Genomic DNA, 19,843 nt, shown 5'->3' on the forward strand with positions numbered 1-19,843 from the left:
TGCTTGTGTGGTCGAACAGCTCAGTAGATTGAGGGGGTGATGGACAATGCCAAGGGCGATGCCAGTCGCGTTTTCCCAGCTACCCAGCCTTCCCGATCCGGTATCAATCGATATTGCCCTTCGCGTGCTGATCAGCAAGGAAGCCACCCAAGGCTCCCGCGCCCGCGCCAATCAGCGCGCCGGCACCGGCATTCGCACTCAGCGAGCCGATCAAGGCGCCGCCAGCCGCGCCCATCAGCGCGCCGCTGCCGGAACGCTCGCCGGTGGTTGTGCCACAGGCCGAGACCAGCAACAGGCTCGCGGCAAGCATAGGAAATGCAACCTTCTTCATCATCCGACTCCTCGGGATAGTCGCCGCATCGCGGCAGAGCAAGGGGCAGAGCAGGGTATCTTGATCACGGGCAGGGATGCTCGTTGGCCAGCGCGCGCACGAGGCCGACCACTGGCTGCTCACCCATTAGACCCCGGTTGTTTTTGTTTGCTTCCGCCCAGTCCAGGAAAATGCGACGGCCATCGGCCACGGTTGCGCCTTTTGGATAGCACACTAGCCGCTTGAGGCGTTTGCGATCCGAGACGGCATCGTGATACTGCACCGTGGCCTCGATGAAGGCGCGGCAGGAAAACATGGCCACGAGGTGCTCGGCGGCGTCGTTCGGGGTTGAGCAGACACGGTAGAGGTCAGCGGTGGTATCGAAATCGAAATGCTCGTCCGCGACAGGCGCGGCCTGGATAGAGAGGCTCAGGGCCGCCGACGCGGCGAGCGCGACGCAGCCGAAGAGAAGCTGTTTCATCAATGCGGTCCTCGGTTAGCAAGATCGGGGGCGAGCATCGTCTTCAAGGATGCGGCACTCAGCCCGCGCTGGATTCTACCAGCGCGGCTGTGTGAAATGCGGCAAAGCGTGCCTTTTTGGATGAGCGGATCACGCTGGATACTGTCATAGATCTCCCGTGCGACTTGACGGACCGCAAGGTCATCGTCGTTGAGAAACGCCTGAAGTAGTGGGCGCCGTCGCTCCAGGATATCCGCGAGTGACCCAAACCCTCCGCTTGGGTGAAGTTGAGTCGCCAAGCCCTGAAGCACAACCGCGCGGTCGGGTCCGGCGCGAAGCAGGGCCAAAGCACCTTCGCTCCATGTCGTGACGCCATCCTTCTGCTCGAATGCAGGAATGATGCCCGCAAGTCGGGGACATCGGGTGTCGGGGTCCCCGGCTGCCCATTCTAGAAGGAGCGACGCTGGCACCTCATTAAGCGGACTGTGGTCCTCTCTGGCGTTGAAAAAGTGCACATGGTACCGCCAGTCGTCTTGCGCACAACCAAGCCAGCAGTCCAGCGCGACCGATGGATGTAAGGCAAACAGTCTCTTGATCAAGGTCCCAAAGTTCCGCCAGAAGATCCGCCCGTTCTTGGTGGCTTCAGAGATGCGAAGGCAGAGGCGCTTGGCGTCCGTCGCGGAGCCGTTGCCCGAGAGGCATACCGTGGCGATCTCCGCAAGCTCGTAATCTGCGTGCTCCATGATCTGATCAAAAGGATGACTGGTTAGCAGACGGCGGCCGCAGTCAATCAGGGTTGGGTCCCATGCCGATTGTTTATCCCGGCCCCCGTGAAAGTGCATGTGAAGAATCTCTAACGCAACGCCGTGGCCGTTCAGTAAAGCGGCGATGCCCAGGACGATGCGGCTGAGGGCCGCTGAAGGGATGGTTTCCGTTGTCCGGCCGAGACATAGATGCCAATACAGCCGGGGCGATGCCAGACCGGACTCGACCGAGGCGATGAGCCGAAGAACCCCGGCTTCATCGACCCCGACCGACACCTGCAGGAAAGGAAACACCGGACCGAGCAGCGGGTCGCGGACCGCCGCGTCCAACAGATCATGGACCTTGGCCTTGTCCTTCAATCCGGCAGTCCGAAGAAAGCCGCTGAGCAGGGATGGATTCCGCCGTTCCCCATCCGTCGCGCGGTAGCGCTCCAAAAGATCAGCCCAGGTCTTCCCCAGATCGTCGGCCGTTTCGGCGAGACCCTCGCCAAACCAGGCTGCCTGGTGGGCGTCTGGGCCGAAGAGCGCGGGCCAGTCACCGTCGAACTGGTCCAGGGCCCTTCCGGCCTCCTGGCCGAGTCGCCGAGCTTCGTCGACCACGGCCGCGTGCGCCTGGTCATACTGCCTATCGGCCCTCCAATGCGCGGTGCCTGCAATCATGTGCGCAGGAGTCAAGGCATAGATGCGGAGGCGATCGCGCAACCCAACCGGGGCGAGTCCGACAGCGCAAGCCGCGTCGCGATGTCTAGGGCGCCGCCGTACCAGTCCTGATAATCGGCACCCGTCTTCGGCCGCCAGCCGTAGTCAATGGCGTGACCGCCAAACGAGAAGTCATGCGAGCTGGTGAAGTGACCGGCAGTCAACATCCCTTGTAGCGCCATCATACCGGTGTCCTGCGAAGGCCGATCCGGGAGCGCGAGCAATTCCTCGACCACGGAGAGGCGTTCATGCGGACCGGCCTGGGCACCAGACAGCCAAGGCCAGAACAGTTCCTCCAGGTAACCTGTATTGTGGTTGCGATCTCCTTTGGCCAACTCGGCCTGGATGAAGCGGCTCAAGCACAGTGCGGTGCGGCGGAAGTGCTGCGGAAACCAGGCAAGCTTGCGCAATAGGGCCATCAAGGCCTGGCGGTTGGGCTGTTTCTCGGCCTTGAGCTGGTCGGGGGTGGCGCCCATGACGTACCGTTCGATGAGATCGAGGGCGGCGGTCGGGGCTACGGGTGCCAGGTTCTGGACCAGATCGATGCGTGGGTCTGCCCAACTTTGGGCCATCCCGCTCAGGTCCGCGAGTGGACCGTTCGGTGCGAGCCATGTCGAGGCGATCGGCTGGGCCTCCGCCGAGTCGTGCAAGTAACTCAGCCGATGGGTGAAGGACTTGAGCAGCCGCAGGTTACCGCAGCGCCAGAAGGCCTCCGCAACCTCGATTGGAGACAGGTTTTCCAGCGCACGTTTGAAGCCAATATAGAGGACCGCGCTGACCGGGAGCCCCCGGCGTCTCAGATCGGCTTTGCAGAGCTGGGCGATCAGAAGACGAAGATCCTCGTCGTCGAGAGCAAGGATGTGCTCGGGTCTGATGTCGAAGAGGGGGTGCTGGGGCATGGACGCTAGTGGACTCGACCGATCAGGTCAATCGAGCCCTAGGTCAAAACCGTCCTTGAACGGATTTTCGATGCGCAACCCACCGATCACGCGGCCGTCCTGCATGTCTTTTGAAAGCAGACGAGTGATCACCGAGGCTCTGGCCGCTTCGACCAGCATGGCGTCCCAGAAGGCAAAGGTTTGCTCTTCTTTCAGGCGGATGGCGCCGGGCGACCTGTCCATCACGGCCCGCACCTGCTCGTGCCGCGTGCCCGCGTCCTTGTCGATGTTGTAGATCAGGATGTTGGTGTCGACGCTGAGGCGTTGGGCCTTCATCGATCAGACTGATGGCCTTGATCGCGTTCGTGGAGGATCTCTCGATCGACCTGAACCCCGCCGAGCGCATAGCCACGACGCATCCGTTCTCGCAGACGCTCGCGGGCGACGCGCTGGGCATCGGATAGGTGCGGTTGGGCCTTGATGGGCATCACGCGGGCGATGGGCTTGCCACGCCGGGTGATGATGAGTTCGGTGCTCTGCTCGACTCGCTCTAGGTAACGCGAAAGATGCTGATTGGCTTCACGGATGGAGACAACTTCGTGCATTGAACTGCCTTTATAGGATGTTTTTGCGGAAGGCAAGGTATTCGCAGCCTTAAGCACCGCCGCTATCCTGGGGCTGGAAGCAGTGCGCGAGCCCTGTCGCTAGGTCTGGGAACCGAAGACTGACGCCCAGCTCGTCCAGCAGACGCCGATTGCTCAAGCGCCGCGACTCCTTCAGATACGACAGCATCCCGGCCGAGATCTGGCCCTCAGCCTCGGCCAGCGGGATCTGAGGCGGCCGGGGCAGGCCGGCGGCATCGGCGACCTGACAGAAGTAATCGGTCATGGTGCTCGGCTGCCCGTCACAGACATTGTAGACCGCGCCCGCTGGCGCGCGCTCCATCGCCGCCAGGCAGATGGTCACCAGATCCTCGGCATGGATGCGGTTCGACCAGGGCGCCTCATCGGCCCGCACCACTGGCTGGGCGTCGCGGATGCGCGCCAGCGGCAGCCGGTCGCAGGCATAGATGCCGGCCACACGCAGGATCACCAGCTCAGCGCCGCTGGCTTGGCTCCAGCGCCGCAGACGCTGTTCGGCATCCCAGCGGCGCCGAGAGCGGCCGACGCTCGGGCGCGGTTCCCAATCCTCGTCGACCCAGGCGCCGCCGCAATCGCCATAGACCCCGGTGGTGCCGATATAGACCAGCCGACGGGGATGGCCATGGCGCTCGAAGGCGTCGATGAGATGCGCCGTCAGCGGATCCTCGTCGCTGTCGTTCGGCGGAGGTGCGAGATGAAAGACGCGCTGCCCGGCGGGCTCAAGCGGCGCGAGATCATCCCCTGCCAGATCTAGTTGTAACGCACGCGCTCCGGTGCGCGCGACCTCGGCGGCGCGCTCGGCGCTGCGTACCACGCCAAGCACCGGCTCGCCGCGCTCTCGATAGCGTTGGGCCAGCGCCTGCCCAATGTAGCCACAGCCGAGTATGATCATCGCCCGTCCTCCATCATCGCCAGCCATCATGTCCCCAAGGTAGGGGCCAACGCATTGTCCCGCAAACCCAGGACCTAGGAGGTGATAACAGTTCGCCGCTGAGTTCACGCCGATGATACCGCTCTTGGATGAGGCCTGGATCTGGTGCCTGAGCCGCTATCCGGCCGGGGTCAGTACCGCCGGTGGGTTGATGCTGGGCTCAGGGCTGATCCTGAGCTGGCTGATCCGCCATGGGCGCGCCTTGGTCTTCGGCTCGATCGCCGAGGGACGGGCGCGCGAGCGACTCGTCGCGCGCCAATTCCCGCAGGCGCTGGCTGAGTTGCGTGTCCAAGTCAGGGCGTTGTTGGAGCAGTTGGAAGTTCTGAGCAAATCCGCCAAACAGACTATAAGACAACCATGCAGCATGCCTACAAACCAACGCTTTACGAGCAACTCGCTGACCTGCCCGAGGGTTTGACCGGCGAAATCCTCAACGGCCAACTTCATGCTCAACCGCGACCAACAGGTCCGCATGCTCATGCCGAGACTGAACTCGGTATCGACATCGGCAGCGCCTACGGTCGCGGCCGGGGAGGACCGGGGGGCTGGTGGATCATCGTCGAGCCCGAGATCCACTTCATCACCGATGTGGAGGTCACGGTTCCGGATCTTGCCGGTTGGCGCAAAGAACGGATGCCGCAAATTCCCGCAGGACATCGATTCGAGGTCGTCCCGGACTGGATCTGCGAGATCCTGTCCCCTTCGACCGAAAGCAAAGACCGTCGCATCAAGATGCCGCTCTACGCCCATTACGGGGTGGCCTACGCTTGGCTCGTCGATCCCACGCAGCGAAGGCTGGAAGCCTACGCACTGGACGGGAACAAGTGGCGCTTGCTCGCCGAGGCCTCTGGGAACGAGGTGATCGCGGTGGCACCCTTCGAGGCTCTGAAGCTCGAACTCAACAACCTCTGGAGTTGAAGCTACACTATAACAGATCAGTCAACGCTGCCCCATCTCCTCTCCGGGATCTGCGCGCTGGTACTCACCATGTTTGGAATTGCTGCTAAGTTAGCGGCCAATGTATCACCGCCAAACCCAGGAGCCACGCTGACCGATGAGTGCCTCCCAAATGCGCTTCTCAGCGCGCACCGAGCCCGCCGGCCATCAGTTCGAGGTCGCGCCGGAGCAGACCATCCTCGAGGCCGCGCTGGCGCAACGCATCGGGTTGCCCTATGGCTGCCGGCACGGCACCTGCGGCAGTTGCAGCGCGCACTTGCTCGCCGGATCGGTGCGCTATCCCGACGGCCACCCGCCCGCGTTAGAGGGGCAACCCCCGGAGACCTGCCTGACCTGTCAGGCGCGGCCGACGTCCGATCTGGTCTTGCTCGTCTCCGAACTCGAGCGCCTGAGCGATCTCGAGGTGCGCACCCTGCCAAGCCGGCTGGCCGAGAAGACCCTGCTCAACCATGATGTGATGCGCCTGCGCCTGAAGCTGCCCGAGGGGCAACGGCTGGCCTACGTCGCCGGCCAATACCTGGAGTTCATGCTGCGCGATGGCTTGCGGCGAGCCTATTCGATCGCCAATCCGCCGCACGACGACGCCTTGCTCGAGCTGCATGTGCGCCGGATGCCGGGGGGACGCTTCAGCGATGAGGTTTTCGAGCGCATGGAAGAGCGCTCGATCCTGCGCATTCAGGGTCCGCTCGGCACCTTCGTGCTGCGTGAGAACAGCGAGCGGCCGATCCTGATGGTCGCTGGCGGCACCGGCTTCGCGCCGCTCAAGGCGATGCTCGAGCACGCCTTCCAGCGCGGCCTGAAGCGGCCCATCCGGCTCTACTGGGGCGTGCGCGCGCGCCGCGACCTCTATCTGCCGGAGCTGCCGGCACGCTGGGCCGAGACCCATCCCAACTTCAGCTGGGTGCCGGTGCTCTCCAGACCCGATGCCGACTGGCACGGGCGCACCGGTTGGGTGCACCAGGCCGTGCTCGAAGACCACCCCTCGCTGGTTGACCATGATTGCTATCTCAGCGGGCCACCGCCGATGGTCGAGGCCGGGCGTACCGCCTTCGAGGCCGCCGGGGCCCGCATTGAGCATCTGTTCTCCGACGCCTTCGAGTACGCAGCCGACAGCCGCCACGCCGATTGAGGCAACCTCTCGAGGAGGGGATCGCTAGCCTAAGCTCATCGCTAACCGGCACAAGGCCTCGACGATGCCTTCATCGCTGGTCTCCTCGGCGACCGCGACGCGGCGAAAACCGAGCTGCATCGCCGTGGCACCGCCGCGGTCGCTGATCACCACCAAGGGCATCGCGAGCAGCCAGTAGTGATGCGCCGGCCCCAGCATCTCAAGCAGATTCCGCAGCACCTCATCACTGGTCGCGGTGACGAAGCCGAGCCGCTCACGCCAGGCCGCTAGCTCGGCGCTCACGTCGACAGCCGGCACGGCGCGCCGATAGACCTCGGCGAAGGCCACCTCGGCGCCGCGCTCGCTCAGGGTCTCGCCGAGTAGAGGGCGGCCGCCGTCGCCGCGCAGGATCAGCGCGCGCTTGCCGGCGACCTCGGTCAGCGCCGGCAAGGCCAGCAGTGCCTCGCTGTCGAAGCCACGCTCCGGCACCAGATCCGGCTCCAGGCCATGCTCGCGCAGGGCTGCAGCGGTCGCGCGGCCGACGGCGCCGAGCAGCGGCCGACCCGCGCTGCCAGCGGTATTCTGCTCAGCAGTCAATCGAGCGCGCAGGTCTGGCGGGAAAAGCGCCATGGCGTAATCAACCGCGTTGCGGCTGACGAACAGCATCAAATCCCAGGATTCGGCCAAGCGTTGGCGTACCGATTCCGGTTCGCTTGCGGCGCGAATCTCCATGGTTGGAAAGGCGATCGGCTCGCCGCCGGCCTCGGTGACCAGTTGGCACAGGCGCTCGGCCTGGCCGGTAGGCCGAGTCACCAAAACCCCGCGTCCGTTCAGCGGACAGAGCGCGCTCATGGCTGTGAGGTAGGCCCCGCAGACGGTTTCGCCGCCTGGTCGGCTGCCTGGCCCGACAGGGGCTCGGCTGGCGCATGCGCGAGTGCCGACAGCACCTCCTCGGCGCCCTGTGCCAGCAAAGCTTCGCCGACCTCGCGGCCCATGCGCTCGGCCTCGCTCGCCGGACCGCTGATCTCGGCGCGCATCAGCTTGGAGCCATCTGGCATGCCGACCAGCCCGCGCAGATACAGCTCAGCATCGCGGTGGATGGCATGCCCGGCGATCGGCACCTGACAGCCGCCGTTGAGGCGCGCGTTCAGCGCCCGCTCGGCGGTCACCTGCTCAGCGGTTGGGTCATGGTGCAGCGGCGCGATCAGCGCATGCACGCGCTCATCGTCGACCCGACATTCGATGCCGATGGCACCCTGGCCGATCGCCGGCAGGCTGTCCTCGGGCGCGATGAAGGAGCGGATGCGCGCGCTGAACTCGAGCCGGATTAGTCCCGCTGCGGCGAGGATGATCGCGTCGTAGACGCCCTCGTCGAGCTTGCGCAGCCGGGTGTTGACATTGCCGCGCAACGGCTCGATGCGCAGATCCGGGCGGCGCACCGCGAGCTGACACTGGCGGCGCAGGCTCGAGGTGCCGACACAGGCCCCTTGCGGCAGCTCGTCAAGCGCGGCGTACTGGTTGGAGACGAAGGCATCGCGCGGGTCCTCGCGCTCGAGGATGCAGGCGAGATGCAGCCCGTCCGGGAAGTCGACCGGCACGTCCTTCATCGAATGCACGGCGATGTCGGCATCGCCCGCGAGCATGCCTTGCTCCAACTCCTTGACGAACAGCCCCTTGCCGCCGACCTTGGCCAAGGGGGCGTCGAGGATCTTGTCGCCGCGGGTGGTCATACCGATGATCTGAACCTCCAGGCCTGGGTGCAGGCGGCGCAGCGTGTCGGCAACATGTTCGGCCTGCCACATGGCGAGCGCGGATTTTCGGGTGGCAATGCGAATGGTCTCTGGCATGGAGGCGAATCCAGCTGGCGGGTGGTCGTTTCAGGTGAGTCGACCCTTAAAGGTAACCGAATGCGCGCCTGCCGGCCTTGGCAGCGGTCAATCGGGGCCGACGAGTCAACAAGCTTAACCCGCCGAGCGTGCCACAAACAGTGCTTGTCATCGAACCCGGGCTGTCACCCGACCCTAATCTGTACTATCGTGCATCTTTTGAGAACCCCGAATCCCACCACAGCCGCCGCGATGGCGCCCGAGTAAGCACCCGCGATGACCGAGACCGCCGCTTCGAAACCCTGGGCCGGGCGTTTTTCCGAGCCGACCGATGCCTTCGTCGAGGCCTTCACCGCCTCTGTCGGCTTCGACCAGCGCCTGTACCGCGAGGACATCGCCGGCTCCATCGCCCACGCGCGGATGCTGGCGCGCCAAGGCATCCTCAGCAGCGAGGAAAGCGCGGCCATTGTTGCCGGACTCGAGCGCATCCGCGCGCAAATCGAGACTGGCGGCTTTATCTGGTCGGTGCCGCTCGAAGACGTCCACATGAACATCGAGGCCGCGCTCACCGCCGACATCGGCGAGGCCGGCAAACGCCTGCACACGGGGCGCTCGCGCAACGATCAGGTCGCCACCGATATCCGCCTCTGGCTGCGCGGCGAGATCGACGCCATCAGCGAGGCGCTACAGTGTTTGCAAGACGCGCTGCTCGCGCTCGCCGAGCGCGAGGCCGCGACCATCCTGCCCGGCTTCACCCATCTGCAGGTGGCGCAGCCGGTGACCTTTGGTCATCACATGATGGCCTGGCAGGCGATGCTCGAGCGCGACGCCGGGCGTTTCGCCGACTGCCGGGCGCGCATGAATCAGATGCCGCTCGGCGCCGCCGCGCTGGCGGGCACCAGTTATCCGATCGATCGCGCCTATACCGCCGAGCTGCTCGGCTTCGACGGTCCCTGCGAGAACTCGCTCGACGCGGTCTCGGATCGGGACTTCGCGATCGAATTCGTCGCTGCCGCATCGATCCTGATGATGCACCTGTCGCGCTTCGCCGAGGAGTTGATCCTCTGGGCCTCGGCGCAGTTCGCCTTCATCGAACTCTCGGATGGCTTCTGCACCGGCTCCTCGATCATGCCGCAGAAGAAGAATCCCGATGTGCCCGAGCTGATCCGCGGCAAGACCGGTCGCATCTTCGGCCATCTGATGGCGCTGCTGACCCTGATGAAGGGCCAGCCGCTGGCCTACAATAAAGACAATCAGGAGGATAAAGAGCCGCTGTTCGACACCGCCGACAACCTGCGTGGCTCGCTCAAGGTGTTCGCCGAGATGATGGCCAAGCTGCGCTGTCACCCGGAGCGCATGCGCGCCGCCGCACGTCAGGGCTTTTCCACCGCAACCGATCTCGCAGATTATCTGGTGCATAAGGGCATCGCCTTTCGCGATGCGCACGAGATCGTCGGCAAGGCCGTTGCCTATGGCATCCAGCAGGGGCGCGATCTCGCGCAGCTGAGCCTTGATGAGTTGCGCCGCTTCTCGCCGGCGATCGGCAATGATGTCTTTGACGTGCTGAGTCTCGAGGGCTCGGTGGCGATGCGCGATCACATCGGCGCGACCGCGCCTAGCCAGGTCCATGCCGCCATCGCGCGCGCGCGGGCACGGCGGGCTGCAACCCGCTGAGCGGGGACTTCGGTTGCTGAGTGGGCGGCGCATCATCGATGCCATGACGCTTAGCGCCTGCCCAGGGTGCGCTCATGTCGACTGAGGACACACCTCGGTTCCCGAATCCGCATCATGCCACGCCGCGCTTGGTGCTCTATCCGCTGACCGGCGGCGGTGTCGCGCTCGACTGGCGCCTCGACGGCGAGCAGGTCGAGCAAGCGCGTGCCGCCTTTGCCGGGCATCGGCCGATCGCCAAGCTCTACCTGCGTCGGACCGATGGCGATGGCGCTTGTCTGGCCGAGGCGGTACTGCCCGATGATCCAGCGCATCAACCGACCGGCCAGGCCCTGTTCGAGGCCCCCGTGGTTGGCACCTTGCGGGCCGAACTCGGCTTCGAGAACCCGCAGGGTCACGGCTGGCTGTTGCTGGTGCGCTCGAATCAGCTCGAGGCTGTTCCCGAGTCGACCGGGCTCGCGACGGAGCGGGTCACCCGGAAGCCGGAGAACTCTGCCTCTGCAACCGCCTCCGAGCAGGTTGGATTGGACCAACAGCCGCCAAACCGGCAAGATGTTGCGCCATTGGACACGCGCGCCGCGCGCGGTAGCGGCCCGATCAACCCCTATCCATCCGGTGACGAGGCCATGATCCAGGGCGAATTGCATGTCTTCGGCAGCGCCGCGCCGGGCAGCCTGCTCGACCTCGGTGGGCATTCCTTTCGCGTTGGGCCGGGCGGGCGTTTCTCGTTTCGAGTCGCCCTCGATGATCCGGAACTACTCGCCGCACTCATCGCGTGGTTGCCGCGACTCCCGGTCGCCGAGCGTGAGTCCTAATCATTCAGGCATCTGACGAGAGAGCGGTTGTATGTATATCCTGATGGCCACGCCGGAGTGCGCGCCGGTTGCCAAGGCCGGCGGTCTTGGCGACTTCGTCCAGGGACTCTCCCGCGAACTCGCGGCCCAGGGTCACCAGGTCGAGATCATCCTGCCGAAGTACGATTGCCTGCGTTACGACCGCGTACAGGGCATGACCCCCGAGCACGCCGATCTCTGGGTGCCGTTCTACGAGCGTGCCGTGCATTGCGATGTCGAGGTCGGCGAGGTCGATGGGCTGACGTGCTACTTCATCGACGCCCACTCGGAGCATGGCTTTTTCAATCGCGGCGCCATCTATGGGGACGCCGACGACCCCGACCGCTTCACCTTCTTCTCGCACGCCATCCTCGCGTTCCTCATCGCCTCCGGTAAGCGGCCCGACATCATCCACTGCAACGAGTGGCAGACCGGGCTGTTGCCGGTGTTGCTGTTCGAGCGCTACACCGCGCTCGGGCTGGATAAGACCCGCGTCTGTTACTCGTTGCACAACCTGGGCCATCAAGGCTGGACCTCCCCGCATGTACTGCGGATGAACAGCCTCGATGTCGAGCGTCTGATGGTGCCGGACCGGCTGCAAGACCCCGGCAACCCCCAGGCCGTCAACCTGATGAAGGGCGGGATCGTCTTCTCCAACTTCGTCACCACCGTCTCGCCGCGCTATGCCTGGGAGATCCAGCACAGCGATCAGGGCGTTGGCCTACAGGGCGTGCTGCGCACCCACGACCGCAAGTTCGGTGGTGTGCTCAATGGCATCGACACCACGATCTGGAATCCGGCCACCGATCCCTTCATCGCCGCCCACTACGACCTGGAGCAGCTGCCGGCGAAGGGCGGGAATCAGCGCGCGCTGCGCGAGCGACTTGGCCTCGCCGATGCGCCCAAGCCCATCGTTGCGGTCGTCAGCCGGCTCGACCGCCAGAAGGGCATCGAGCTGATCCGCCATGGCATCGACGCCAGCCTGGCTCGGGACGCGCAGTTCGTGTTGCTCGGCAGCGCCCAAGAACCGACGATCAATGCCCTCTTCTGGGACGCCAAGCAGGCGCTCGCCGAGCATCCCGACGCCCATCTCGAACTCGGTTACGACGAGGAGCTGGCGCACCTGATCTATGCCGGCGCCGATATGATCCTGATTCCGAGCGTCTACGAGCCCTGTGGTCTGACCCAGATGATCGCGATGCGTTACGGCTGCGTACCCATCGTGCGCCGCGTCGGCGGACTTGCGGATACCGTGTTCGACGCCAATTACAGCGACCGTCCCTACGAAGAGCGCAACGGCTATGTCTTCGACGAGCAGACTTTCGAGGGGCTGGAATCGGCGCTCGACCGCGCCATCGGTCTCTGGCGGGAACATCCCGACCACTTTCGTCAGTTGCGCCTCAACGGCATGCGCATGGATAACTCGTGGGCGCGACCGGCGCAGGATTATCTCAATATCTACGAACACATCCGTGTGCGCGCCTGAGTCCGTCATGAAACCTGACGCGCTCTAAGCGCGCGATCGAGGAAGACCCTTGCCAGCCAGCGACCCTATCAGCGCCGCGCTCAGCGCCCACCTCGAGCTGGTCCAAGCGCTCGAACAGTTGCGCGCGCCCATCGAGACCTTCGCCGCCGAGGTCTCGGCCGCGATCGAGCGTGGCGGGCGCGTGTTCTGGATCGGCAACGGCGGCAGCGCGGCCGACAGTCAGCATCTCGCCGCCGAGTTGGTCGGCCGTTTCGAGCGCGAGCGCCCAGGGCTGCCGGCCATGGCGCTCACCACCGACACTGCCGTGCTGACCTCGGTCGCCAATGACTACGGCTTCGAAGCCGTCTTTGCGCGCCAGGTCGAGGCCCTGTGCCGCCCTGGTGATGTCCTCATCGGGCTCTCGACCTCCGGCAACAGCGCCAACATCCTGCGCGCCATGGAGTGCGCCGCGCGGCTTGATGTCTACCGCGTCGGCCTTACCGGCCAGGGCGGCGGGCGTCTGCGCGAGCACTGCGAGCTGTGGCTCGGCGTGCCCTCGGACAGTACCGCGCGGATCCAGGAGGCGCACATGCTCATCGGGCATATCCTGTGCGACCTGGTCGAGCAGCGGGCGGCTAGGGGCGCGGCAGGCTGAGCCGCTCTGAGCCGATCCGTGTCCAACAGCCCCTTCCACGCCCCGGAGCAGGTCCTAGCCGCATTACACGCCGGCTTCGGTGGAGTCCGTGTGCTGGTGGTCGGCGATCTGATGCTCGACCGCTACCTATGGGGCCAGGTCGGGCGCATCTCGCCGGAGGCACCCGTGCCGGTCCTCCATCTCGCGCGCGAGAGCGAGAGCGCGGGTGGTGCGGCCAATGTCGCGCGCAATCTGATCGGCCTCGGCCTTGAGGTCAGCATCGCCGGAATCACCGGTGCCGACGAGGATCGCCAGCGCCTGTTGCGGCTGCTCGCCGGACAGGGCGCGGACACCAGCGCCGTGCTCGCCGATCCGAGCCGCCCGACCACCACCAAGACCCGGGTGCTCGGCAATCATCAACAGATGCTGCGCATCGATGCCGAGCGGCTCGCGCCCCTGAGTGCCGAGCTTGAAGACCGGCTCTACGCGCTGATCGAGCCCCAACTGCACCAGGCCAAGGTGCTGCTGCTCTCGGACTACGCCAAGGGGGTGCTCTTTGGCGGCCTCTGTGGGCGCTTGATTGAGGCTGCCCGCGCGTTGGGCTTGCCGGTGCTGGTCGATCCCAAGGGCCGCGACTTCAGTCGCTATCTCGGCGCCAGCCTCATCACCCCAAACCGAGACGAACTGGCTCAAGCCGCTGGCGCCGACCCTGCCGACATCGACCAACTGAGCGCCAGCGCCGAGCGGATGCGCGCTGACCTCGGGCTCGAGCGCCTGGTGCTGACCCTCGGCGAGCTTGGCCTGCTGGTCGTCGAGCCCGAGGCGCGTACCCGCCTCCCGGCCATCGCGCGCGAGGTCTTCGACGTCTCCGGCGCGGGCGATACCGTGATCGCCACGCTTGCCGCCGGGCTCGCGGCGGGCCTGGACCCGATCGACAGTGCCATCCTCGCCAACCTCGCTGCTGGGGTGGTCGTGGCGAAGGTGGGCACCGCTGCGGTCTCGCTGAGCGAACTCGAACACGCCATCAGCGATCAGGCCGCCCTCGAGCAAGCGGCCAAGCTCTGCGGCCTAGCGGAGCTGCAAGCGCGGGTGCGCGCCTGGCAGTCGCGCGGTGAGCGCGTCGTCTTCACCAACGGCTGTTTCGATCTGCTGCACGCCGGCCATGTCACCTATCTGGAGCGCGCGCGCCGGCACGGCCAGCGCTTGGTCATCGGCCTCAACAGCGATCGTTCGGTGCGCGCGCTCAAGGGGCCGGAACGTCCGCTGATCGGCGGGCAGGATCGCGCCCGGGTGCTGGCCGCCTTGGCTGCGGTCGATGCCGTGGTGCTCTTCGATGAGGAGACCCCGCTCGCGCTGATCGAGACCCTGCGCCCGGATGTGCTGGCCAAGGGCGCGGACTATCGGCCCGAGCAGGTCGTCGGCGCCGAGCAAGTGCGCGGCTGGGGCGGCGAGCTGGTGCTTATACCGCTGCTCGAGGAGCGCAGCACCACTGGCATCATCCGCCGCATGCAACGCTAAACCTGCCGCGACTGTTCACCAAGGATGCCTTCGCCTCGTCCGCCGCATGCAGCGCTAAGCCGTCAGACTCGCTATCCAGCCGAACAGTCCCAATAGCGCCGCGTAGCGCGCGCCCTTGCCGATCCAGGTCAGCACGAAGAACAGGTCGAAGCGCACGCGCATGATGCCGGCGATGAAGGTCAGCGCGTCGCCGCCCACCGGCAGCCACGCCAGCAATAACGACCAAACGCCCCAGCGCTGATACCAACGCTGGGCCATCCCCAACTTGTTCGGCTTGAACGGAAACCAGCGTCGATCCTGAAACCGCAGCAGCCAGCGCCCCATCGCCCAATTCACGGCCGCGCCCAGGGTATTGCCGGCCGTGGCCCAGAACCAAAGCGCGAATAGGTCATATCCTTGCGCCTGCAGCCCGATCAACAACGCCTCCGAATAGAACGGCAACAGCGTCGCAGCCGCGAAGGCCGCTATAAACAATCCCAGATAGGCTTCCAAGGCGTCAACGGCCCCTAGAGGAGGGCGAAGACTTGGTTAAAGACGTTCGCCGGTAACAGCAGGTGATCCGGGCACCCAGGCAACGGAACAAAACTAAAATGCCGATAGAACGTCGCCGCCGATGCGTCCTTGGCATCGACCAGGATGGCGGCAACGGCCAGGACCTGGTTGGCTTGCGCGACCTTGCGGCAGGCATCGGAGAGCAAAATCGAGCCCAGCCCTCGGCCCTGAAAACGCTGATCAACGGCCAAGCGTCCGAGTAACGCAATAGGTACCGGATAGCGGGGCAGTTTGCGCGCCATCTCGGGCGGCAACGGCTTGGGTAAGCACGAAGGCCGACAGATTGGTGCGCGTGTAGCCGGCGGCTTTGTCCAGCAACTGTCGGGTTCGCTCGTCGCAGCGGATGTGAAGACGGCTATCTTTGGTCGCGGGCTGGTTCATAAGCAAATAACAGGGCTGAGAAGAGAAGAGGGTTGGCATTGTGTGCCGAATGTGCGTACATCAAAAGTCCCAATCCGACTGCCAGACTGTGGCAGGCGTCACGAACGGTGGCGAGCACGGCAGTCTCCTTTATCCATGAAAGATCGCCGGAGGTCGAGGAGGCGATGCGAACGAGGCAAAACGGGCTGCTGCTGGTCGAACTGAGCCTGACGCCCTGGGGCGAGCGGCAAGCCGCGCTGCTGGCGTTGTTGCCGACCGAGGAACAGGCGCGCATCCAGCGTTATCGGCAGGATCAGGATCGCAATCGCGGCCTGGTCGCGGCGCTGTTGCCGCGATTGCTGATCGCCCGGGAAACGGGTCAGCCGCTGGCCGCGATTCGGTTCGCGCGCGGTGAGCGCGGTAAACCCTATTATCCCGACGATTCGACCCTGCATTTCAATCTCTCGCACTCCGGTGTCCATGTTGCACTAGCCGTCGGTCCCGAGGCTGTGGGGGTCGATGTCGAGCAGCTCCGTCCGGCGCGCGACTGGGAGGCGATCGCCCGGCGCTTCTTTGCCGCCGATGAGCAGCGGTGGCTCGCGCGGTTCGGGGACTCCGAGCGACAAGCACGCTTTTTCGAGCTTTGGAGCCGCAAGGAAAGTCTGCTTAAGGCCACCGGCGATGGCTTGGCGGGCGCCTTGTCCTCCTTCAGCGTCATCCCGGAGGCGGATACGCTCATCAGGTTTCGCGGCATCTCTTGGAATCTGCGCTCCTATCAAGGCATCCCCGGCTGCGCCTTGGCCCTCTGCGCACGCGCGCCTGGATTGCCAGCGCCGCTGCGGGTCGAAACCAGCGTCGAAGACCTCATCGAGCGTACCTCGGTCGCCGTGGACGCGCTCGCGCGAGTTGCAGACGATAGGTCGGCGCCTTAGGCTGCGGACATCGCCACTCACAACATCGGCCCGAGCCGAGCACGGATTGACAACGATGACAACACACGAGGCACTGAGGATGCCGCCGCTGACCAAGACCGCCGAGGGTCACGAGCGGCGCGTCGGGGTCGAGATCGAGTTCAGTGGCCTGACCATCGCCGAGACCGCCGATCTGTTGCGCGCGGTGTTATTCGGCGCCGATGGGGGCGAGCTGCTCCACCCTGGTCGCTACGAAATCGCATTGCGCGGTGATCCGGCCGGCGATTGGGTGGTGGAGCTGGACTTCGCCTTCCTCAAATCCATGGGCCGGCGTGAGCGTGCCGACGATGACCTCGGCGATGCGGTTGAAGGGCTCGCCGAGGATCTGCTGCGGATGGCCGCCGAGCGCATCGTTCCAGTCGAGATCATCAGCCCGCCGCTGCCGATGTCTCGGCTCGGCGAGTTCAACGCCGTCATCAAGCGTCTACGCACGGCCGGTGCGCGCGGCACCGCCGATGATCCGACCTACGCCTTCGGCATGCAGCTGAATCCAGAGGTGCCGGCGACCGATGTCGATTGCATCCGCCAGTATCTGCAGGCCTACCTCTGCTTGGAAGACTGGCTACGCGAGCGCGCGGCGGTTGATCTGACGCGGCGGCTGACCTTCTTCGCCGATCCTTTTCCGAAGGGCTATGTGCGCACGGCAGTGGCGCCGGACTACGCACCGAATCGCGCGCAGCTGATCGATGATTATCTGCACGCGAATCCGACCCGCAATCGCGCGCTCGATATGCTGCCGCTGTTCGCGCATCTGGACGAGGAACGGGTGAGGGCGCGGGTCAAGGACGAGCGGGTCAAGCCGAGGCCGACCTTCCACTATCGGCTGCCGAACAGTGAGGTCGATCGTCCCGACTGGGATCTGGACGTGCCCTGGAATGAATGGCTGGTGATCGAGCGGCTGGCCGCCGACCCGGCCCGGCTGGAGCACCTTTGCGCGACCTACAGCGCCTATCTAAACGACACCCTCGGGCGCCTGACCGGGGATTGGAAACAGGAGTGCCAGCAATGGCTGAACGAGAACAGCCTCCTCTGATCGCAGTGACCGGGCCGACACGCGGCTCGCACGCGCCGAAGATTCTGGTCCAGCTCGCGCTGCGATGGGCCGGCGCGCGTGCCAAGTTGCTCACGCCGGCGGACCCCAAGCCCGAGGTGCAAAAGACGGCTGATGGGGTCGTCATCACCGGCGGCCATGATATCGATCCGGTGCTCTACGCTGCCGCGCCCGAGGTCATGCCCAAGTACGACCCCGAGCGCGATGCGCTGGAATCGGCGGTGATCGACCGTGCCCTCGCGCGCGGCCTGCCGCTACTCGGCATCTGCCGCGGCGCCCAGCTACTGAATGTGCGCCTCGGTGGCAACCTGTTCCAAGAACTGCGCTCGTTTCGCATGCACACCTCCAACCGCTGGACCATCCTGCCGCTCAAGACCCTCTGTGTCGAACCGGGCAGCGAACTCGAGCGCCTCCTAGGCAGCGATCGCGCGCGCATCAATAGTCTGCACAATCAAGGCATCGACCGCATCGGCGAAGGTCTGGTCGTCGCCGGGCGTGATCTCGACGGCATCGTGCAGGCGGTCGAGGCGCCGATGCACGCGTGTTTGCGCGGCGTGCAATGGCACCCGGAGTTTCTGCTCTACAACCGCGGCCAGCGTCAGCTGTTCAAGACGCTCGTCGAGGCTGCGCGGGCGCGTGCCGGATGCTAGCGAGGCCGCGCCTTCCCCATATCACCCCCAGCGCCGCTCTCGGTGTCAACCCCCACTATCACCCTCGGTGATGATGCGTAGATCCGAATGCACCAGCGTGCGATGCACGGGGCAGCGCTCGGCGACTTTCAGCAGCTTGGCCTGCTCGGCCGCGCTCAGCGCGCCCGTCAGGTTGATGCGCTGCACGATCCGCTGCGGCTCATGCTGGGCGCCCTTGCCGCCGCTGTTGGTGCTCGTACTGCCGTCCGTGCCGCCCTCGGCCTCAGGCTCCAAACGCTCATGTCGCAGTCGGACCTCGATATCGTCCAGCGCCATGTCCTTGCGCGTGGCCACCATGCGGAGCGTCATTGAGGTACAGGCACCGAGCGCCATCAACAGCAGCTCATAGGGATTCGGCCCCAGATCGGAGCCGCCCGCTGCGCGCGGCTCGTCGGCCAGCAGTTGATGGCGCGCCGCGTAGAGACCGCGCAGGAAGGCCTGATCGCGCTCCGTGATCAGCACCTCGCCGGCCTCGACCGTTGGCGCCGTGCCAGCGCCGGCTTCCTCCTGATGTCGGCGCAGTCCCAGATAGCGGCTGGCCCAGGCCACCAGGGTCTCGGCGACGTACTCGGAATCCTCGCGATCGGAGAGCATGTGATCGGCATGATCGAGCGAGATAAAGCTCTTCGGATGCAGGGCTGCGCGATAGATCTTGGCCGCCTCATCGATCTCGACGATCTCATCGACCGGCGAGTGGAACACCAACAAGGGGCGCTTCAGCCGGCGGATATGCTCGGCATCGGCATAGTGCTCCAGATCCTTGAGGAACTGTCGGCGGATGCGAAAGCGCCGGCGTCCGATCTTGACCTCGGCCTCGCCGGTGGCCTCCATCTCGCCGCGCACCCCGCTGAACAGGTGCTGGACATGGCCGGGTGTGGCCGGCGCGGCGATGGTCACCACGGCCTGCACCGAGGGCAGTTGCCTGGCGGCAGCGAGCACCGCCGCGCCGCCCAGGCTATGGCCGATCAACAGCGCTGGCGCCTCGTAATGGGCCTCGAGCGCGGCAGCGGCGGCGAGCAGATCCTGGACATTGGACGAGAAGTTGGTGTTGGCGAAGTCGCCATCGCTGTTGCCCAGGCCGGTGAAATCGAAGCGCAGCACCGCGATCCCGCGTTCGGCCAGCGCGCGGGCGATGCGCGTCGCCGCCGCGATATCCTTGCCGCAGGTGAAGCAATGGGCGAACAACGCATAGCGGCGCGTGTCGAGCCCAGCCGGCGGTGTCTCGAGCAGCCCGGCCAAGCGGTGCCCATCCTGATTGTCGAAATCGACGCGAATGCGTGCCATAAAAATCGCTCGAGCTATGCTAGACGGTGATTGTGCCTGCCTATACTGTAGCCAGGTGTGCAGCGCATCAACGTGTCAAGTCCCGTGAGATTGCTAGGATCAGCCCTTTTAAGGTGATTCTAACCTATTGTGATCTATAGTCATCTTCTAGCGACCCTGGAGCTGATGACCGGATGTTTGACGGTATCCTGCAACGCTTTGCCGAGCGCGCGCCCGCGCGCGTGATGGTGCGCGGACTGCT

Annotated in this window: 24 protein-coding genes; 11 read left to right on the top strand and 13 right to left on the bottom strand. The window is 65.2% G+C overall.

All coding sequences use genetic code 11. The features are described 5' to 3' along the window. Nucleotides 1-103: 103 nt before the first annotated feature. The 7 genes from AC54T3_RS11570 to AC54T3_RS11600 all read right to left on the bottom strand — a co-directional run bounded on the left by AC54T3_RS11570 (nucleotide 104) and on the right by AC54T3_RS11600 (nucleotide 4,644). Nucleotides 104-334 carry a YMGG-like glycine zipper-containing protein gene (locus tag AC54T3_RS11570; protein WP_496624874.1) on the bottom strand — a complete coding sequence of 77 codons (231 nt, stop codon included), beginning with the start codon at nucleotides 332-334 and terminating at the stop codon, nucleotides 104-106. 61 nt (nucleotides 335-395) lie between these two features. After that, nucleotides 396-791 carry a Rap1a/Tai family immunity protein gene (locus AC54T3_RS11575; RefSeq protein WP_496624876.1) on the bottom strand — a complete coding sequence of 132 codons (396 nt, stop codon included), beginning with the start codon at nucleotides 789-791 and terminating at the stop codon, nucleotides 396-398. Continuing rightward, nucleotides 791-2,194, bottom strand: coding sequence for a hypothetical protein (locus AC54T3_RS11580; protein WP_496624878.1), 1,404 nt, complete (start codon nucleotides 2,192-2,194; stop codon nucleotides 791-793). The genes AC54T3_RS11575 and AC54T3_RS11580 overlap by 1 nt, the downstream gene beginning before the upstream one ends. Nucleotides 2,195-2,205: 11 nt before the next feature. Next, nucleotides 2,206-3,132, bottom strand: coding sequence for a hypothetical protein (locus tag AC54T3_RS11585; RefSeq protein ID WP_496624880.1), 927 nt, complete (start codon nucleotides 3,130-3,132; stop codon nucleotides 2,206-2,208). Between the two features lie 27 nt (nucleotides 3,133-3,159). Then, on the bottom strand, nucleotides 3,160-3,447 hold the full coding sequence (locus AC54T3_RS11590) for a hypothetical protein (RefSeq protein WP_496624882.1): 288 nt from the start codon (nucleotides 3,445-3,447) through the stop codon (nucleotides 3,160-3,162). Next, a complete protein-coding gene (locus tag AC54T3_RS11595) occupies nucleotides 3,444-3,773 on the bottom strand; it encodes a type II toxin-antitoxin system Phd/YefM family antitoxin (protein WP_496624883.1) in 330 nt (109 codons plus the stop codon). Before AC54T3_RS11595 ends, AC54T3_RS11590 begins: the two co-directional genes overlap by 4 nt. Further along, a complete protein-coding gene (locus AC54T3_RS11600; protein WP_496624885.1) occupies nucleotides 3,766-4,644 on the bottom strand; it encodes an SDR family oxidoreductase in 879 nt (292 codons plus the stop codon). The genes AC54T3_RS11595 and AC54T3_RS11600 overlap by 8 nt, the downstream gene beginning before the upstream one ends. 112 nt (nucleotides 4,645-4,756) lie before the next feature. On the opposite strand from AC54T3_RS11600, the gene AC54T3_RS11605 reads away from it, so the two are divergent. The 3 genes from AC54T3_RS11605 (at nucleotide 4,757) to AC54T3_RS11615 (ending at nucleotide 6,769) form a co-directional block, all read left to right on the top strand. Beyond that, nucleotides 4,757-5,101, top strand: coding sequence for a hypothetical protein (locus AC54T3_RS11605; RefSeq protein ID WP_496624886.1), 345 nt, complete (start codon nucleotides 4,757-4,759; stop codon nucleotides 5,099-5,101). After that, nucleotides 5,041-5,601 (top strand): Uma2 family endonuclease, encoded by a 561-nt coding sequence (locus AC54T3_RS11610; protein ID WP_496624887.1) that lies wholly within the window; start codon nucleotides 5,041-5,043, stop codon nucleotides 5,599-5,601. Before AC54T3_RS11605 ends, AC54T3_RS11610 begins: the two co-directional genes overlap by 61 nt. Before the next feature lie 136 nt (nucleotides 5,602-5,737). Then, entirely contained in the window at nucleotides 5,738-6,769 is a 1,032-nt protein-coding gene (locus AC54T3_RS11615) for a CDP-6-deoxy-delta-3,4-glucoseen reductase (RefSeq protein WP_496624889.1), read from the top strand. Nucleotides 6,770-6,793: 24 nt separating this feature from the next. Here AC54T3_RS11615 and AC54T3_RS11620 read toward each other — a convergent pair whose 3' ends face one another. Beyond that, entirely contained in the window at nucleotides 6,794-7,561 is a 768-nt protein-coding gene (locus AC54T3_RS11620; protein ID WP_496624891.1) for a uroporphyrinogen-III synthase, read from the bottom strand. A 35-nt stretch (nucleotides 7,562-7,596) separates the two neighbouring features. Continuing rightward, a complete protein-coding gene (gene hemC / locus AC54T3_RS11625; protein WP_496624893.1) occupies nucleotides 7,597-8,595 on the bottom strand; it encodes a hydroxymethylbilane synthase in 999 nt (332 codons plus the stop codon). A gap of 255 nt (nucleotides 8,596-8,850) precedes the next feature. Here hemC and argH point away from each other — a divergent pair, with 255 nt between their 5' ends. From argH to rfaE1, 5 genes are all read left to right on the top strand, one after another. Beyond that, nucleotides 8,851-10,248, top strand: coding sequence for an argininosuccinate lyase (gene argH / locus AC54T3_RS11630; RefSeq protein ID WP_496624895.1), 1,398 nt, complete (start codon nucleotides 8,851-8,853; stop codon nucleotides 10,246-10,248). 74 nt (nucleotides 10,249-10,322) lie between these two features. Continuing rightward, nucleotides 10,323-11,060, top strand: a complete 738-nt coding sequence (locus AC54T3_RS11635) for a hypothetical protein (protein ID WP_496624897.1) — start codon at nucleotides 10,323-10,325, stop codon at nucleotides 11,058-11,060. Between the two features lie 31 nt (nucleotides 11,061-11,091). Further along, complete coding sequence (locus AC54T3_RS11640; protein WP_496624899.1) at nucleotides 11,092-12,564, top strand: glycogen synthase; 1,473 nt, start codon at nucleotides 11,092-11,094, stop codon at nucleotides 12,562-12,564. Nucleotides 12,565-12,613: 49 nt separating this feature from the next. Beyond that, nucleotides 12,614-13,198 (top strand): D-sedoheptulose-7-phosphate isomerase, encoded by a 585-nt coding sequence (locus AC54T3_RS11645; RefSeq protein ID WP_496624901.1) that lies wholly within the window; start codon nucleotides 12,614-12,616, stop codon nucleotides 13,196-13,198. Between the two features lie 18 nt (nucleotides 13,199-13,216). Continuing rightward, a complete protein-coding gene (gene rfaE1 / locus AC54T3_RS11650; protein ID WP_496624902.1) occupies nucleotides 13,217-14,695 on the top strand; it encodes a D-glycero-beta-D-manno-heptose-7-phosphate kinase in 1,479 nt (492 codons plus the stop codon). 54 nt (nucleotides 14,696-14,749) lie between these two features. Here the strand turns inward: rfaE1 and AC54T3_RS11655 are convergent, their stop codons facing one another. Genes AC54T3_RS11655 through AC54T3_RS11665 form a run of 3 tightly spaced genes read right to left on the bottom strand, consistent with a single transcriptional unit; the run spans nucleotide 14,750 to nucleotide 15,667 of the window. Beyond that, nucleotides 14,750-15,187 (bottom strand): YqaA family protein, encoded by a 438-nt coding sequence (locus AC54T3_RS11655; RefSeq protein WP_496624904.1) that lies wholly within the window; start codon nucleotides 15,185-15,187, stop codon nucleotides 14,750-14,752. Between the two features lie 14 nt (nucleotides 15,188-15,201). Then, nucleotides 15,202-15,489, bottom strand: coding sequence for a GNAT family N-acetyltransferase (locus AC54T3_RS11660; RefSeq protein WP_496624906.1), 288 nt, complete (start codon nucleotides 15,487-15,489; stop codon nucleotides 15,202-15,204). Then, nucleotides 15,428-15,667, bottom strand: coding sequence for a type II toxin-antitoxin system TacA family antitoxin (locus AC54T3_RS11665; protein ID WP_496624908.1), 240 nt, complete (start codon nucleotides 15,665-15,667; stop codon nucleotides 15,428-15,430). Before AC54T3_RS11665 ends, AC54T3_RS11660 begins: the two co-directional genes overlap by 62 nt. A gap of 125 nt (nucleotides 15,668-15,792) precedes the next feature. On the opposite strand from AC54T3_RS11665, the gene AC54T3_RS11670 reads away from it, so the two are divergent. Genes AC54T3_RS11670 through AC54T3_RS11680 form a run of 3 tightly spaced genes read left to right on the top strand, consistent with a single transcriptional unit; the run spans nucleotide 15,793 to nucleotide 18,279 of the window. Further along, on the top strand, nucleotides 15,793-16,539 hold the full coding sequence (locus AC54T3_RS11670) for a 4'-phosphopantetheinyl transferase family protein (protein ID WP_496624909.1): 747 nt from the start codon (nucleotides 15,793-15,795) through the stop codon (nucleotides 16,537-16,539). 55 nt (nucleotides 16,540-16,594) lie between these two features. Continuing rightward, the gene (locus AC54T3_RS11675) at nucleotides 16,595-17,611 is read left to right on the top strand and encodes an amidoligase family protein (RefSeq protein ID WP_496624911.1); all 1,017 of its coding nucleotides are present in this window, start codon (nucleotides 16,595-16,597) and stop codon (nucleotides 17,609-17,611) included. After that, nucleotides 17,584-18,279, top strand: a complete 696-nt coding sequence (locus tag AC54T3_RS11680) for a gamma-glutamyl-gamma-aminobutyrate hydrolase family protein (protein ID WP_496624913.1) — start codon at nucleotides 17,584-17,586, stop codon at nucleotides 18,277-18,279. Before AC54T3_RS11675 ends, AC54T3_RS11680 begins: the two co-directional genes overlap by 28 nt. A 45-nt stretch (nucleotides 18,280-18,324) precedes the next feature. Here AC54T3_RS11680 and AC54T3_RS11685 read toward each other — a convergent pair whose 3' ends face one another. Continuing rightward, nucleotides 18,325-19,602 carry a bifunctional alpha/beta hydrolase/OsmC family protein gene (locus AC54T3_RS11685; RefSeq protein WP_496624914.1) on the bottom strand — a complete coding sequence of 426 codons (1,278 nt, stop codon included), beginning with the start codon at nucleotides 19,600-19,602 and terminating at the stop codon, nucleotides 18,325-18,327. Nucleotides 19,603-19,843: the final 241 nt, after the last annotated feature.

This window comes from Halochromatium sp. NSM3, from assembly GCF_059621085.1.

What these genes read in the sequence shown, in the direction of transcription:
- AC54T3_RS11660 (WP_496624906.1), bottom strand. Translation starts at nt 15,489, where the DNA reads ATGGCGCGCAAACTGCCCCGCTATCCGGTACCTATTGCGTTACTCGGA.
- AC54T3_RS11570 (WP_496624874.1), bottom strand. Translation starts at nt 334, where the DNA reads ATGATGAAGAAGGTTGCATTTCCTATGCTTGCCGCGAGCCTGTTGCTG.
- AC54T3_RS11580 (WP_496624878.1), bottom strand. Translation starts at nt 2,194, where the DNA reads ATGATTGCAGGCACCGCGCATTGGAGGGCCGATAGGCAGTATGACCAG.
- AC54T3_RS11680 (WP_496624913.1), top strand. Translation starts at nt 17,584, where the DNA reads ATGGCTGAACGAGAACAGCCTCCTCTGATCGCAGTGACCGGGCCGACA.
- hemC (WP_496624893.1), bottom strand. Translation starts at nt 8,595, where the DNA reads ATGCCAGAGACCATTCGCATTGCCACCCGAAAATCCGCGCTCGCCATG.
- AC54T3_RS11640 (WP_496624899.1), top strand. Translation starts at nt 11,092, where the DNA reads ATGTATATCCTGATGGCCACGCCGGAGTGCGCGCCGGTTGCCAAGGCC.
- AC54T3_RS11685 (WP_496624914.1), bottom strand. Translation starts at nt 19,602, where the DNA reads ATGGCACGCATTCGCGTCGATTTCGACAATCAGGATGGGCACCGCTTG.
- AC54T3_RS11675 (WP_496624911.1), top strand. Translation starts at nt 16,595, where the DNA reads ATGACAACACACGAGGCACTGAGGATGCCGCCGCTGACCAAGACCGCC.
- AC54T3_RS11665 (WP_496624908.1), bottom strand. Translation starts at nt 15,667, where the DNA reads ATGCCAACCCTCTTCTCTTCTCAGCCCTGTTATTTGCTTATGAACCAG.
- AC54T3_RS11615 (WP_496624889.1), top strand. Translation starts at nt 5,738, where the DNA reads ATGAGTGCCTCCCAAATGCGCTTCTCAGCGCGCACCGAGCCCGCCGGC.
- AC54T3_RS11610 (WP_496624887.1), top strand. Translation starts at nt 5,041, where the DNA reads ATGCAGCATGCCTACAAACCAACGCTTTACGAGCAACTCGCTGACCTG.
- AC54T3_RS11670 (WP_496624909.1), top strand. Translation starts at nt 15,793, where the DNA reads ATGCGAACGAGGCAAAACGGGCTGCTGCTGGTCGAACTGAGCCTGACG.
- AC54T3_RS11575 (WP_496624876.1), bottom strand. Translation starts at nt 791, where the DNA reads ATGAAACAGCTTCTCTTCGGCTGCGTCGCGCTCGCCGCGTCGGCGGCC.
- AC54T3_RS11600 (WP_496624885.1), bottom strand. Translation starts at nt 4,644, where the DNA reads ATGATCATACTCGGCTGTGGCTACATTGGGCAGGCGCTGGCCCAACGC.
- argH (WP_496624895.1), top strand. Translation starts at nt 8,851, where the DNA reads ATGACCGAGACCGCCGCTTCGAAACCCTGGGCCGGGCGTTTTTCCGAG.
- AC54T3_RS11585 (WP_496624880.1), bottom strand. Translation starts at nt 3,132, where the DNA reads ATGCCCCAGCACCCCCTCTTCGACATCAGACCCGAGCACATCCTTGCT.
- AC54T3_RS11605 (WP_496624886.1), top strand. Translation starts at nt 4,757, where the DNA reads ATGATACCGCTCTTGGATGAGGCCTGGATCTGGTGCCTGAGCCGCTAT.
- AC54T3_RS11635 (WP_496624897.1), top strand. Translation starts at nt 10,323, where the DNA reads ATGTCGACTGAGGACACACCTCGGTTCCCGAATCCGCATCATGCCACG.
- AC54T3_RS11590 (WP_496624882.1), bottom strand. Translation starts at nt 3,447, where the DNA reads ATGAAGGCCCAACGCCTCAGCGTCGACACCAACATCCTGATCTACAAC.